This is a genomic window from Methylomonas sp. 11b, assembly GCF_000515215.1.
Classification (GTDB): Bacteria; Pseudomonadota; Gammaproteobacteria; order Methylococcales; family Methylomonadaceae; genus Methylomonas.
Genome location: NZ_KI911557.1, coordinates 3,424,976 through 3,439,504 on the forward strand (window position 1 = coordinate 3,424,976; position 14,529 = coordinate 3,439,504).

Here is a 14,529-nt window from a genome sequence, read left to right on the forward strand (position 1 = left end):
ACATGCGGGTAGGCTTGATCGGATTGGGGGCAATGGGCCAGGGCATGGCGCGCAACCTTGCCAAGGCAGGATGCTTGACTACGGTTTACAATCGGACCGCTAGTAAAGCCGAGACGTTAGCGGCGGAATTGCAAATCCAGGCTTGCGAGACTATCGAACAGTTGGCTGGTCAAGTCGATGTCGTGTTGATCTGTGTGTCGGCCGATAAAGACGTGTTGATGGTGGTGGATGCTATCGCCAAAACTATCCGGCCCGGCTGCGTGGTGGTGGATATGTCCACGGTTAGCGGCGAGACGGCGACTGTGGCGGCTCAAAAACTAGCGGAAAAACAGGCTGCCTTCCTGGATGCACCCGTATCCGGCGGCGTGGAAGGCGCCAACAAAGGTACGTTGGCCATGATGGTCGGCGGCGACGCACAAATTTTGGAACGGGTTCGCCCAGTGTTGGCGGCAATGACCGCACGTATCGAGCATATGGGTGGTGTCGGCGCCGGGCAAGCCTGCAAGGCGGTGAACCAAATCATGTGCGCCGGGATTAACCAGGCAGTGACGGAAGCCTTGGCCTTTGCCGAGGCTCAGGGATTACCGATGGAAAAAGTCATCGATGTTGTTAGCGGTGGCGCGGCCGGTAATTGGTTCTTGCAGCATCGCGGCAAGACCATGACGCAAAACCAATTCCCGCCGGGTTTTAAACTAGCGCTTCATCATAAAGACTTAAAAATAGCTCAGCATATGGCTCAGCATGCCGGCGTAGGTTGCTCGCTAACCATTACTACGCTGGCCGATTATGCCAAACTGATGGCCAAAGGTTACGGCGACGAGGACATTTCCGCGTTGTATCGATTAAAACAGAAACGAACTTCCAATTAGTTTACAAGGTGTAACGATGAAAATTACGGTGTTTGGCAGTGGATATGTAGGTTTGGTGACGGGCGCCTGTCTGGCCGAAGTGGGTAATCAAGTGCTGTGCATGGATGTCGACCAGCGCAAAATCGACCAACTTAAGCAAGGTGTCATTCCGATTTATGAGCCTGGTTTGGATGAAATGGTTAAGGACAATGTCGCTGCCGGCCGTTTGAGCTTTACCACCGACGTCAAAGAAGCCGTGGATTTCGGTTTGTTTCAGTTTATTGCGGTGGGTACGCCGCCGGACGAAGACGGCTCCGCCGATTTGAAATACGTGTTGGCGGTGGCGAAAAGCATCGCCGAACACATGAGCGATTACAAAATCGTCGTCGATAAATCCACCGTGCCGGTCGGCACCGCTGACAAAGTTAAACAGGCCATCAAGGACGTTTTGGCCGAGCGCAGCCAGGAGTTGGAATTCGATGTCGTCTCCAATCCCGAGTTTTTGAAAGAAGGCTCTGCGCTGGACGATTTCATGAAACCGGACCGCATCATCATCGGTACCGACAACCCCAGAACTGCCGAATTGTTGAAAGCGCTTTACGCGCCGTTCAATCGCAGCCGCGAACGAGTTATCACGATGGACATACGTTCCGCAGAATTGACCAAGTACGCCGCCAACGCCATGCTGGCGACCAAAATCAGCTTCATGAACGAGCTGGCCAATTTGGCGGAAAGATTGGGTGCCGACATCGAAAACGTCCGCCATGGCATTGGTTCCGACAGCCGCATCGGTTACAGCTTTATTTACCCGGGCTGCGGCTACGGTGGCTCCTGCTTTCCGAAAGATGTCAAAGCCCTGGAACGCACCGCCCGAGATTACGGCTATCAAGCCGAGCTGCTTAGCGCGGTCGAAAACGTTAACGACCGGCAAAAGCACCGCTTATTCGAAAAAGTCTCCACGCATTACCCAAGCGGCGTGAAAGGCAAAACCTTTGCCTTGTGGGGCCTGGCGTTTAAACCCAACACCGACGACATGCGCGAAGCCCCTAGCCGGGTATTGCTGGAAGCCCTGATCGATGCCGGCGCGACAGTACGCGCTTACGACCCGGAAGCGATGGAAGAAGCGCAGCGCATCTATGGCGACAAAACCGGATTGGTGTATTGCGCGAAACAGGCAGACACCTTAAGCGATGTGGATGCGTTGATCATCGTTACCGAATGGAAACAATTCCGCAGCCCGGATTTCGATGACTTGAGCCGCTTGTTGAAAGACAAGGTGATATTTGATGGGCGGAATATGTATGAGCCGAGGTTGGTTAAGCAGTTTGGGTTGCAGTATTACGCGATCGGGCGGTAATACTCTCCCTCTCTTGCTGGAGAGGGTTGGGGTGAGGAGATTTTGGTGTCGCTGGCACGACGGCTTGATTTAATGTCGGTTCGCGGACCGACAACCGCGATACTTTCTTTTGCTCCGCCAAAAGAAAGTACCCAAAGAAAAGGCGGCCCGGATGCCGCTTGTTCCCTGCGCTCCGAAGCTTTCGCCGGGGGGTGACGAAAGGGGCTTCCTGCCCCTTCGTCAACGTGCGGCATCCCTGCCGCACCCCTTCGGGCTGATCCCGCCAAAAGCTCCGGTGCTCGGCGCGGCATACGGGAGACCCCCCGCCCCAAATCCGCAGCTTATTGTTTACGAAGTTTTGTAGGGCGAAGTACGGAGATAGTCCAGGTAGAAAAGGCAATATGGCAGGCAATCTTGGCATATGTCACCAGCCTAACTAGGTTCAACGCGGATAAAATTCTTCGTTCCCTCTCGGGGTGAGAGAACGAGATAGATTGGTTTGAGCTGCAATTGCGGGGTGGTTTCTTCCCCCGAATGCCGCGCCGCCTTTTCTTTGGATACTTTCTTTTAGCGGAGCAAAAGAAAGTATCTCGGCCGTCGGGCCGAGACCCGACTTCAACATAGCCGTCGCGCTAGCGACACAAACCTAAGAAGACCGAAGCTGACTATGCTTCACCCCATACCCAAAATAAATCAAAAACCCAATCAGCAACCAAACAAATAACCTAATCCAAGTATCAATCGGCAATCCCGCCATCAAACTCAGACACACCAAAATCCCGCCAATCGGCACATAAGGCACGGCCGGACATTTGAAGTGGCGTTCCATTTCCGGGTGGCTGTTGCGCAGGATCCAAACACCGCCGCACACCAGCACAAATGCAAACAAAGTACCGATACTGACTAGTTCGCCGAGTTTTTCGATAGGCATGAAGCCGGCCAGCAAAGACACGGCCACCCCGACCAGGATGGTGGATAAATGCGGAGTTTGGAACTTGGGGTGGACTTGCGCGAACAATGGCGGCAACAATTGATCCTTGGCCATCGAGAAGAATATGCGGCTTTGGCCCATCAGCAATACCAGCATTACCGAGGTTAAGCCGGCGATGGCGGCGATTTTAATGATCGGTGACAGCCAGTTCATGCCGACATGATCGACCGCCAGCGCAATGGGGGCCGGGACGTTCAATTCGGTGTAAGGGATGATGCCGGTCAACACGCCGGCTACCAGTATGTAGAGCAGGGTGCAGACGGCCAGCGAGGCGATAATGCCGATGGGTACGTCACGCTGAGGGTTAACGGCTTCCTGGGCGGCAGTGGATACCGCATCAAAGCCGATATAGGCAAAGAAAATTACCCCGGCACCGGTCAAGACGCCGCCGAAACCAAAGGGTGTGAAATTCGCCCAGTTTTCGGTTTGGATATGTCCTGAGCCGGCGACAATGAACACTACAATTACCGACAGTTTGATCAAGACCATGACGAAATTGAAGATCGCCGACTGGCGGATACCGATCACCAGCAAGCCGGTCAGTAATAAAATGATCGTCACGGCCGGCAAATTGATGAAGCCGGCCTCCGGATTGGCCAGATAAGCAGTGGTCAGATAGGTGGGTAAATGTATCCCTAGATTTTCCAGAAAACTGGTGAGATAGCCGGCCCAGCCTATCGCCACCGTGCTGCTGGCCAGGGCATATTCCAGGATCAAATCCCAGCCGATGATCCAGGCCATCAGTTCGCCCATCGTCGCATACGCATAGCTGTAGGCACTGCCCGATACCGGAATCATCGCCGCCAGTTCGCTGTAACACATCGCCGCTAAGCCGCAGGCGATGCCGGCCAAAATGAACGACACCACGATGGCCGGGCCGGCGTATTTGGCCGCGGCAATGCCGGTCAGGACGAAGATGCCGGCGCCGATCACCGCGCCTATGCCCAGGATGGTTAAATCCTTGGCGGTGAGGGTTTGCTTTAAGCCGTGCTGAACATCGGTCAAGGCTTCGACGGATTTACGTTGCAGTAATTGCTTGGGGATTTGCATGAAGTGGTCTCGATTATTTGGAAGGGGCCGGCTTTACTGAATCGGGCAGGTTTTGGGCGCCGTCAAAACGGGTGCCGGTAGTCACCGCCTCGGTGAAAATCGCATCGTGCAATTTGGCTTGCGAGAAATTGGCATTGGTCAGATTGGCTCCGGTCAGATTTGCGCCATCCATCTCGGCGGAATACAGGTCGGCGTTTTGCAAGTTGGCGTTATTCAGTTTGGCGTGTTTCAACATGGCTCGGCCGAGCTGGGCATTGCTGAGGTTGGCGCCGGTCAGATTGGCGCCTTTCAAGCTGGCGCGCATCAAGCCCATTGATTGGTTTTTCATATCCGCCGCCCATTGCACGTTACTGAGATTGGCGTGGCTCAAATTGGCACCGTCCATGATTGCTACCACGCGGCTGCCGCTCATGTCGGCGTTGCTGAGGTCGGCGTGCATCAGGCTGACGCCGAAGATGCTGGTGTTGGCTAGATTCGCGGCGCTGAGCTTGATATTGGTCATCACCGTTAAATCCAAGGTCAGGCCTTGCAGGTTACTTTTATTCAGATTGGAACGCCGTAAATCGGCGCCCCATAAATCAGCGTTGCGAAAATCCAGATTGGACAAGTCCAGGTCGGTCAAATCCTTACGACGCAGGTCGGCGGGATGTTGTTTGTCCGCTTTGGCCAGCATTTGCTCGACTTGGGCGCGGGTGAGATCGGCGGCATAGGCTATGCTTTGACTAGCCAGAAATAGCGTTACTACTGTTTTGATCGATAAGTTTGTCATTAAAACCTCCGCAATATTGTCATTGTTGATTCGGATAATCCGCTGCTCAGGACCGTATTTTCGTTGATAGTAACAGGGTCACAGACAGACTCAACGAGAAAAATGCGGCGGGGATTGTCCTTGGGTTTTTATCGGGATTATGCGGAACCTGGCAGGGGGAATGGCTTTGCATTGTGATGCCGGCCCAGTTAAACGTAGCTTGCGGAATTGCTGTTACATTACAATGTGTTTGATAGCCCAGGTGTTTTCGACTTTTCAGCGTTGCATTAATTGCCTTATAGAAAAATAACATGACAGAAACTTCGCTAGCCGCGCTTGTCGTTGATTTGGATGGCACGCTGACGCCCACCGATACCCTGGTCGAATCGGTATTACAGGTCTGCAAACGGCAGCCGCACGCTATATTCAAATTGCCGTTTTGGTTAATGAAGGGGCGGGCAGTTTTTAAAACCCGCGTAGCGCAAGCATCGTCTCTTGATGTCGAGAGTTTGCCTTATCGGACTGATTTGCTGGAGTATTTGCGCGCGGAAAAGCGCCGGGGCAGACAGTTGGTGCTGGCTACCGCAGCGCATACCGATATTGCCGATGCGGTTGCCAAGCATCTGGATTTGTTCGATAAGGTGTTAGGTAGCGATGAAAACCATAACCTAAAAGGCGTCAACAAGCTGGAGGCCATCCGCGAGGCTGTGGGGCCTAATTTTGTCTATGCGGGCGACAGCAAGGCCGATTTGCCGATTTGGCAGGCTGCGCAGGCGGCGATACTGGTCAATACCTCAAAGTCCGTCGCTAAAACTGTGCGGACAAATACCCGGATAGAACAGGAGTTTACTTCCGGCGTCAATCAACTCCGCTTGTGGCTGCGGGCGTTGCGGGTGCATCAATGGATGAAGAATCTATTGATATTCGTACCGCTGTTAACGGCCTTTTCGTTTGACGATTTGGATAAGCTAGGCACTGTTGTGCTGGGCTTTTTCGGGTTTTCCTTGGCCGCTTCCGCCACGTATATGGGTAACGATTTGTGGGATCTGGACAGCGACCGCAACCATCCACGCAAGAAATTCAGACCGTTTGCCAGCGCCGAATTGCCCATTCTGAAAGGCCTGGCAGCCGCTTGTGGACTATTGCTGATCGGCCTGGTTTTAGCTCTGACCGTATCGCAGGCTTTTTTGGGCATGCTGCTGCTGTATTTATTCGTCACCACTACTTACACATGGCTGTTGAAATCCTATGTATTGATTGACGTGATGGTGCTTTCGTTGCTTTATACACTCAGGATTATTGCCGGTTCCGTGGCTGCGGCGGTAGCGACCAGTTCCTGGTTGTTGGCGTTTTCGGTGTTTATCTTTTTCAGTCTGGCTTTAGTCAAGCGTTGTTCCGAGCTCGTGGCCTTACAACAAAAGGGGCGAGAAAGCACGCACGGTCGAGATTACCGGGCGGTGGATCTGGTAGTGCTTTGGCCCTTGGGCGTCAGTTCCGCATTGTGCGCGGTGGTGGTGTTTGGTTTGTTTATTACCTCGGCAGACACGCAGGCGCGTTACTTAAATCCGCAACTATTGTGGTTGGTCGCGATAGGCCTGATTTACTGGTTGGCGCGCCTGTGGATTAAAACCGCTCGCGGGGAAATGCACGATGACCCGCTGGTGTTTGCGGTTCGCGATTTCGGTAGCCGGATGACAGTTCTGTTGATGCTATTCGCTACGCTTGCCGCTCATTTTTTACCTTGGGAATAACTCATGCAAATTCTACTGATCGCCATTTTTAGCATCGTGCTGTCTGTTGCCGCGCAATTCATGTTGAAACTCGGTATGTCCAGTTTGGATGTCAAACAGGCCATGGCCGGGCCGCTGACGCCGCGTCTGCCCTGGATCGTATTTACCAACAAATTTGTGTTTGCTGGTTTTACCTTGTACGGCGTCGGCGCCATAGTTTGGTTGAAGGTGTTGGCATCATGGGATGTCAGTAAAGCCTATCCCTTAGTAGGCTTGGGCTTTGCGTTAACCGTGCTGATCGGGATGCTGCTCGGCGAGACTGTCACCGCTTTCCGCGTCTTGGGCATTTTGTTGATTTGCGAGGGCGTTTGGTTGGTGGCCAATTCCTAATTCTGTTCCGAGATATTTAACAAGTATGACTTGGCAACTTAGAGCACTGTTACATCAATTATTCATTCTGTCGGCGATATCGCTACTGGTGATGGTGCATTTGCACTACAGGTCGCCGAGTTTTCCGTTTACGCCGGATAGCGCCAGTTATATCGAACAAGCCAGAAACTTTCTCGATTCCGGCAGCTTGCTGATTACCCCGTATGGCTTGGCGCCGGGCGACCAGGATCAGATCGAGAATCGCTTGTTTCCCATCGGCTTTGCCGTGGTGTTGGCGGCCGTTTCCAGTTTTGGTATCGATGCGAAAGATGCGGCTATAGGTCTGGCGCATTTTTCCGCGATCACGCTGCCTTGGCTATTGTTCTTTAGTTTTCGCCGTAGCATAGGTCCCATCCTCTCCTTGCTGTTGGCCGGACTGGCTGCGTTATCGCCGGGTGTGCTCAAGCATTCGCTGATGGGGCTGACCGATGTATTCGGTTTATGGTTAGCGGTGGCTGTGATTGGTTTGATGCTGAATTCGCGGTCTATCTCCGGCTTTATCTTCGCCGGTTTGCTCGCGGGTGTGGCTTATGCGATCAGAAATGCCCATTTAGCATTGTTGGTCACCATTGTTTTATATTTTTGTTATGGCTGGTTAAGCGGCGCTGCGGGGGAACGGCGCGCTGTTTTGCTACAGGCTGTCGCGACGATGTTCGGTATGGCCGTGATTGTAGCGCCGCTGTTACTCAGAAATATAGTGATATTCGGCTCGCCGAATCCGTATTTGATGGGGCCAAGCACGATAGGTTTTGTCGAGAATCTGCGCACTTATATCGAGGCTTTGCTAAAGGATGGAACGGCTTGCAGCGAATGTGCCCGTTATGTGGCTTGGTCGCTACCGGGTTTACTGGGTTTCGGGGGGGTAATTATCGCCGCTGCCTACGCGGTTTATAAATACCGCTGGTCCAATCTACCGACTTCCGGCAAAAAAGCCTTCGCTATTTCAACGATTTATCTGGCTATGGGATCCTGTGTGGTCGTCGCCGCCCGTACCCGCTATCAATGGGGGGAACTGATTAATCTTCGCCACACCCTGCAATATTCCCCCTTTTTATTGGCTGGAATGTTTGCGCTGATGGCAGATTATGGCAAGAAGCCCGTTCTTCATCTTAATGGCTGGAAGAAGGCCAAGTTGGCGATTTCTGTCTGCTTGGTGTTTTTCCATGTTAACTATGCGGTCAATTCGGAGAGTTTCCGCAATAGCGATAACGAATACCCGAAATTGGCGAAGGCATTTTCAACGGGAAAAGCCTATTTGTGCGGCAATCAGGCAGACACTTACTTGGTGTCTAATTGGGCGCATGTATTTCGGATAGAGTGCGGCGCACGAGTCCGCCAGATTGAGGCAATTACGGCTGGGGCAAAGGGCGATGAAATGCGAGCATTCATGTCCGCCGGCGATGGGTATGTTTCAGTGCTCGATGCTGTCAGCGATATAAAACAGCAAGCTGGCAGCAGACCAATACGCGTCGGTTTATTTCCGGGCCGATTCGGTGTGGGGCCTGAAAATTTGCCTTTGTCAGCCGTTGATGAGCGGCAAGTAGCGGCAAAAGGCTGGCAAATTATTAAAAATGATCAACAGGGCCTGATTCTGGAATATTCAAAAGTCGGCATCCAGCAAATGGATGCGCTATGACTCGCTATCGCAAAAATGCATTTAAAACTGCGCTGGATTTTGACAACAAGCAGCTGAATCTGTGTTTGGCGCAAATTACCAAGCAACAAGCCTTGCTTGCTATTGTTAGAACGGCGTTACCGGCTGATATTGCCCCGCACGCCGTACATTGCGTGGCCTCCGGTTCGCAGCTGCTGTTGTACTGCGATTCGGCCAGCTGGGCATCGCAAATACGGTTTTTCAATCGAGCGATTTTAGACAAGTTGCATGGCGCAGGGCATCCCTATATTGTCCGATTGCAAGTGCGCATCGTTCCGCCGATAGCCGAGCCGGTTCAGCCGAAACGCGTGCCGTGTTTACCGTCGGTTGAAAATATCGGTTTGATTTGCGATCAAGCGCAGCGAGGCGATGAGCTAGACGTGTTGGGCGCAGCTCTGGCGCGCTTAGGGGCGACACTTAACAAGCGATTGATGGAAGGCAGGTAGGTAGTCAGCTTGCTTCGTAGATATGGGCGATCACCCTAAAAAACATACGGCTGCTTTGGCCGCAGTTGTCGGATCTACTATCAAACTGGAATAAGCTCAGAATGAGCGCTCTGAGGGATTGATTGCGGCTAGTAGTCAGGGGCTGCACTTGCAGCCTAGCGTTTTGAGATAAAGACCCCGATGATTTTAATCTCGCCGTTTTCAGAAGTCACCGGCCAAAGCCGGTGACTGTGGATTGAAGTTTAAGCCCGCTATGGTGCCAAATATTCTTCGAAAGGCCGTATCGGCGATGAGTTGCCTTGCGCGCCAACCGCTTCAATGGTCAGGAATTGATCTTTAGCGAGAACGCTGGCCAGCGGATTGCCACCGCTTACTGCCTGCTCAGTGCCCACGTGACCATGAGGTATTTTGATTTCAGGATGATCGAAGGGCGCTTTTTCGTACCGGACTCTGTCATCCGTCAGGGTCTTCAGGAAGGCGATCAGGTCGGCTCGGTTTTGTGCATCCAGTTGTAAATTGGGCTGCGGAAACACCCGAGTAACTTGCTTGCTGTCGTAGGCGAAGTTCCCGCCTCGCGAATAAAACTCTATCGCTTGTTCCAGCGTGGCCATGCTGCCGTTGTGCATGTACGGTCCGGTTAACTCGATATTTCGTAGCGACGGTATTTTAAATGTCGAATCGACGGCGGCAACCATTTTCTTGCTGTTGGGCTTGTTCAACTCCGCTAAAGCGGCAGCTGTGGTGGGCAAAAAGGCATTGCTGGCCGGTAGAAAACAGTTTTCCGTACTTTGCGGCTGGGGTCTTATGCCGTCGGTAATCGCAAACAAACTCGGCAGTGAATAAGGCAGCTTCAGATTTAGGGCAAGCGCCTCCTGAAAATCGCAGGCGCGGACTTTCTCGACATCCTCTTCCAGCACGCCGGCGCTATTCCCCGCCAGATACTGTAAATATTGCCGGCTGAACGATAACGGGTTGCCGAAGTCGTCGATGCCGCCCACGCCAATATCAGCGGCTGCCTCGGTTACCCCGGTGGAGGAGAAGCCGGTATCGAAAAACGCCGTGACTGGCGCGTTTTGGATAAACAAGGGGATGCGATTCACCACATTGGTTGATGCGCTGATGTAGAAGGCCGGCTCGCCAAATGCTTCTGGATGGGTTTTAGCAATGGCTGCGTTGGCGTTGATCGATGCGGCGCTGAAGTTGGGGCCCAGATGGCAGAGTGCGCATTGATTTTTTCTGAATTGTTTCAAGCCGTTCAACTCCGAAGCGCTTAGCTCTATGGGTTGATTGCCGGCGTCGCGGGCGCTGTTGTCGAAGGGCGATTCATCCGAAATCAATGTGCTTTCATACAGTTGGATGGCCAGACCAAAAAACATCCCAAAGTTGGCTTCGGTCTGATTGTATGGCGCCAACCCTTTGGGTACCGGAATTGGCGTGCTACCGTTGAACGACCAGTATTTGGGATTGAATGCCTGCATGACCAGCAGCTTATACATGGTGTTCATGCCTGGTTTCGTATTCAGGCTGTAAGGTCCTAATACACTATCTTCAGGATGCACTTTCTGGTTTTGCAAAGGGCGGCGTAACAGCAGTTTTCTGCCGAGCTCCATCAAGGTCCGGTTGCGGCAGGCCATCTCGGTGGTGTTTTGCGGTGGAGCTACCGCTAATGACGCCAACGAGGAATTGAGCAAATGCAGGCGTTGTTTGCTGAGCGTCGTGGCGTTCTGTTTTACCCAGACGCCGGCGTTGGGATCGCGGTCGCCCCAGGGGCTGCTGCCGTTAAACACATTGTTGGCGCGACCGTCCCAAAAATTGCGATGATTAAACACCGCATTGATGACGCTGGGCGCGTTGCGCGACGTCACTTTGCGGGTGCCGACGGCGCCGGCATGAAATAGACTATCGGCGCTGCGGCTGCACGAGTCGTTAGGGGCGGTGTAGCGGTCTACTGCTCTGAAATCCCCGCCGAAAGTACCGGACGAACCGACTACATTGTCGGTGTCGTAGAGGATCGTGGAATGTTCCTGTAGTGGGTCTTCTCGTTGATGTAACGGGAAGTCGCCGGCGCTGAGGGTATGATTCGGTCCCAACGACGCACCAGTCATGGCATTGCTGAATTCTTGGTTGCTTAAAGGGCTGGATTGGCCGCCCGGTGCAAGCTGATTTTTTACCCTGCCGTCGGCGCCGGCGTGAAAGTGGCAAGATGCGCAGGCCATGCCGTCGCTGCCAACGTTAGTATCCCAGAATAGCGCCTTGCCCAAGACAATCGCGGCATTCTTGTTGACGACAATAGGGTCCGGGCCGTCCAATAATCCAGGGACGGGCGGAACGGGCAAATGCTTCAGGCTTATCGGCATCGGCCCTAGCGCCAATTCGAACGCGGCTGCATTGAAACTGAGCAGCGCAGTTCCGGCTAAGACAATCGCTAATAGGCTATGACGAAACAATGTCATGGTGAAACTCCACTGAGAAATGGTTAAGTGGCGAAAAAATACTGCCCAAACCGCTTACAACGGGCGGGCGTGAACGAAAAAAGGCCGATAAACCACAGCAAGTAATTTATCGGCCATCCTTATTCCTTTAGCGAAGTCTCTCGCCAAATTCCGTATTTACACGAACACAGGCTTAAGTCTTTTGGGTTTAAGCGCTTCCTTGTGTGTTGGTTAACGCTTAAGCGTTGCGTTTGCCTCGGCCTATGCCCAAAAAGCCGGCCAGCGCGCTACCGAACAACCAAACAGCCGAAGGCACGGGTACCGCGGCAGGTGGGGTGTATGTAGAGGCGGCCGCCGACGCGGAAATGTTCAAGGAGATACCGGCGCTGGAGCCGAGGACGTCTGCGCCGCCGACGAACACTGCATACCAGCCGGCCTGCAAATCGTTCAGCGTCAAGGTAGCGTATCTTTTGGTGTTGGCAAACGCAGGGTTACCGGTGACACCTGTCGAGCCGGATACGCCGGTTTCATAGAGGTCGTCGATACTGACATCGTGTGCACCGGAGTCGATGACGTCGCCGAACGAGTTAACGTAGTTTTTGCTGGAGGAACTGACGTAGCCCAGCGTTTCGACAATGCCGTCAGCGCCTGTTGCCCAGATGATGCCTGGATCTCCGGCTTGGCCGACCGAGTTGAATTTATGGATTTGGCCGGTTAGCTCTGCCGGTGTATCGACGCCGACCGTTTCGCCCGAATAAGCCACATTGGTTCTGAAGATTGAAAACGCCGGAAAGTTTGCAGCGGATGAGCGCGCGTCTACGGTCACGGATTGGGCTGATGAGCTTAGATAGAAGTTGGTAAATGCGCCTTGCATGCCCCAGCCATCGTTGGACAGAGCCGGATTGCCCGCGAAGCCCAGATTGCTGGAATTGAAACTGGGGTTTGAGATGCTAGTGCCCAACTCAAGGGTGTTATCGGCACCTGTCCAAGCCGCCGCGGCGGGTTGAGCGAAGGCAAAGGATAAGGCAGCGGAAGATAGGGTGATTTTGAAAATGTTTTGTAAATCGATGTTCATTTTTGAGTGTCTCCAATATCCACCACATCGCGGTTTACGATTGTGGTAGATTTAAGTTGCTGTTTAATCTGGATTCGTCTGAGGTGTTTCGGGCCTGGCAGCCAAAAGTGGACGATTCCAAAGTTTTAATATGCATTGCGAGGGGTAAGTCGATAGCTGATGTCGGTTTACCTACTCGCTCTTACTCCCTGTGGTTTATGCGGTGCGGCGTTTGCCGAATACGCCTAATCCCGCTAACGCAGAACCAAACAACCAAACGGCCCCTGGCACCGGTACTGCGCTAACGCCCTGTGCAGTTATGGTTAAAGGCAGGTTGGCTCCAGTGACGTAGTCGTTAGCGGTAAGGGTTATTTGATAGTCAAAATGATCCTGACCTGTGGTGCCAGTTACAGGGTTGAGGCCAGTTGCACCGGTAATCGTGTCGCCCTTATTGAAACCCAGCACGGCTTCTTCAATGGTGAGAGAGTAATCTCCAAAAGCAATAATGTAATTGCCTACGTCCAAAGCAGTCGCCAGATAGGAGTCTCGGCTCAACAAGCTGCCGTCGGCCCATCCGCCGGTATTGCCAGGTATGGTGTAGGCTGGACTGTCGTCGCCGCTGACTATTTCCGTAGTGAGTGAGACCGTATCCTGAAAAATGCGGAATTGGCTATCCGCCAGGGTTAGTTCGCCGTCGCCGTTGATATCGACATAGGCGCCGGGATGTGCGCCCCAGCCCGCTGCGTAGCCTTCATTCGCCAGCACATCGATGACAACATTGGCAGCCGATGACAACGAAAACGAATAGAAATCGATTGTGGTACCGGCGCCGTGAACCGGGTCGACGGTCTTATAGATGGTTCCGTTTACGACCTCGGCCTGTGCGCTGCTTAGGCCTAAAAGTGAAATGGCAAGTGTTGCAGCCACCTTTTTTAAGGTTTGGGCATTTCTAGTGTTAACAGACATAATTCAATTCCTTTAAATAGAGTAAGACGTAGATTTTTACCGGTAGTCTCTACCGGCGACATTCAAGGTTTCGTATTTCCCTTTACGAGTTGTTGTCTAACGCACATGTGCCCGCTGCCGCGATGCCAGGCTCTTACTGTTCGATCCTGTTCGTACGGTAAGGGCCTAGGGCTGGCCGTTTGACCAACGGCTTCCCGCGCAATTTGAACGGTCTTAAAACCACTAAGTATTTCAATATTCCCGGATTGATCATGCCGCGCTATGTTTGCGAGAGAAGCAGTCCAAAGAGTTTGAAATACCGGGCTAGTTTGCACAGTGTGTTAAACAATGGGTTCAGACCAATCAGGTGATATAACAAACTATTCCTGACCAGTGAGCGACTGCTAGGGGATAGTTGTCGTCGTTTCCATATCGACCCGCTAATCCCTTCTCTTGCCTGCTCAAAAGAGGTAGCTCGACTATCTGAATCAGATCCGCAGCTTTCCGGCCCCGCCTTGCGACGAGTGTGGCGACTTGTTGGCTGCGCCCAGAGGGTGCAGCATTAATAGCTAAGCAAAATATGCGCCAGAATAACGCTAAGTGTGGGTGGTCAGCTTTTTTGTATGAATATTTATATATAAAACAAGGGGATAAATGGTTTGCTTTGAGATGGTGGGGCTGCAATAAGCGTGGCTGTTTTCCGGGGCTCCAGCTGGCTTTAATACTAGGGGATGAGTTATTTCACGTATTTTGAGTTATATCCCTTACTTTTTGCAGGGATAGACTTTGCCATCGGGATGAGCAGATGAATTAGAGCCAGCCTAGAGAGTCGGCCATTTCTGAAAGGGCCATGGCTACTCATTTAG

At 52.7% G+C, this 14,529-nt stretch carries 11 protein-coding genes and 1 riboswitch; of the genes, 6 read left to right on the forward strand and 5 right to left on the reverse strand.

Annotated elements, in window-relative coordinates; translation table 11 throughout:
* Positions 1 to 2: 2 nt before the first annotated feature.
* Both METH11B_RS0116470 and METH11B_RS0116475 read left to right on the forward strand, forming a co-directional pair.
* On the forward strand, positions 3 to 869 hold the full coding sequence (locus METH11B_RS0116470) for an NAD(P)-dependent oxidoreductase (RefSeq protein WP_026602961.1): 867 nt from the start codon (positions 3 to 5) through the stop codon (positions 867 to 869).
* A gap of 16 nt (positions 870 to 885) precedes the next feature.
* Positions 886 to 2,205: a UDP-glucose dehydrogenase family protein gene (locus tag METH11B_RS0116475; RefSeq protein WP_026602962.1), complete on the forward strand. Its 1,320-nt coding sequence runs from the start codon at positions 886 to 888 to the stop codon at positions 2,203 to 2,205.
* 625 nt (positions 2,206 to 2,830) lie between these two features.
* Here METH11B_RS0116475 and METH11B_RS0116480 read toward each other — a convergent pair.
* Both METH11B_RS0116480 and METH11B_RS26915 read right to left on the reverse strand, forming a co-directional pair.
* Positions 2,831 to 4,225, reverse strand: coding sequence for an amino acid permease (locus tag METH11B_RS0116480; RefSeq protein WP_026602963.1), 1,395 nt, complete (start codon positions 4,223 to 4,225; stop codon positions 2,831 to 2,833).
* 13 nt (positions 4,226 to 4,238) lie between these two features.
* Positions 4,239 to 4,994: a pentapeptide repeat-containing protein gene (locus tag METH11B_RS26915; protein WP_026602964.1), complete on the reverse strand. Its 756-nt coding sequence runs from the start codon at positions 4,992 to 4,994 to the stop codon at positions 4,239 to 4,241.
* A 290-nt stretch (positions 4,995 to 5,284) separates the two neighbouring features.
* Here METH11B_RS26915 and METH11B_RS0116490 point away from each other — a divergent pair, with 290 nt between their 5' ends.
* The 4 genes from METH11B_RS0116490 to METH11B_RS0116505 are packed head-to-tail and all read left to right on the forward strand — an operon-like array spanning position 5,285 to position 9,232.
* Complete coding sequence (locus tag METH11B_RS0116490; protein ID WP_026602965.1) at positions 5,285 to 6,724, forward strand: UbiA family prenyltransferase; 1,440 nt, start codon at positions 5,285 to 5,287, stop codon at positions 6,722 to 6,724.
* A gap of 3 nt (positions 6,725 to 6,727) precedes the next feature.
* A complete protein-coding gene (locus METH11B_RS0116495) occupies positions 6,728 to 7,093 on the forward strand; it encodes a membrane protein (RefSeq protein ID WP_026602966.1) in 366 nt (121 codons plus the stop codon).
* A gap of 25 nt (positions 7,094 to 7,118) precedes the next feature.
* Positions 7,119 to 8,768 carry a hypothetical protein gene (locus METH11B_RS0116500; protein WP_026602967.1) on the forward strand — a complete coding sequence of 550 codons (1,650 nt, stop codon included), beginning with the start codon at positions 7,119 to 7,121 and terminating at the stop codon, positions 8,766 to 8,768.
* Positions 8,765 to 9,232 carry a DciA family protein gene (locus METH11B_RS0116505; protein WP_026602968.1) on the forward strand — a complete coding sequence of 156 codons (468 nt, stop codon included), beginning with the start codon at positions 8,765 to 8,767 and terminating at the stop codon, positions 9,230 to 9,232. The genes METH11B_RS0116500 and METH11B_RS0116505 overlap by 4 nt, the downstream gene beginning before the upstream one ends.
* A 251-nt stretch (positions 9,233 to 9,483) precedes the next feature.
* Here the strand turns inward: METH11B_RS0116505 and METH11B_RS0116510 are convergent, their stop codons facing one another.
* The 3 genes from METH11B_RS0116510 to METH11B_RS0116520 form a co-directional block, all read right to left on the reverse strand.
* Positions 9,484 to 11,685 (reverse strand): cytochrome-c peroxidase, encoded by a 2,202-nt coding sequence (locus tag METH11B_RS0116510; RefSeq protein ID WP_026602969.1) that lies wholly within the window; start codon positions 11,683 to 11,685, stop codon positions 9,484 to 9,486.
* 217 nt (positions 11,686 to 11,902) lie between these two features.
* Positions 11,903 to 12,739 (reverse strand): hypothetical protein, encoded by an 837-nt coding sequence (locus METH11B_RS29515; protein ID WP_026602970.1) that lies wholly within the window; start codon positions 12,737 to 12,739, stop codon positions 11,903 to 11,905.
* Between the two features lie 195 nt (positions 12,740 to 12,934).
* Entirely contained in the window at positions 12,935 to 13,684 is a 750-nt protein-coding gene (locus METH11B_RS0116520) for a VPLPA-CTERM sorting domain-containing protein (protein ID WP_026602971.1), read from the reverse strand.
* 445 nt (positions 13,685 to 14,129) lie between these two features.
* Positions 14,130 to 14,204, reverse strand: a riboswitch (cyclic di-GMP riboswitch).
* Positions 14,205 to 14,529 lie beyond the last annotated feature (325 nt).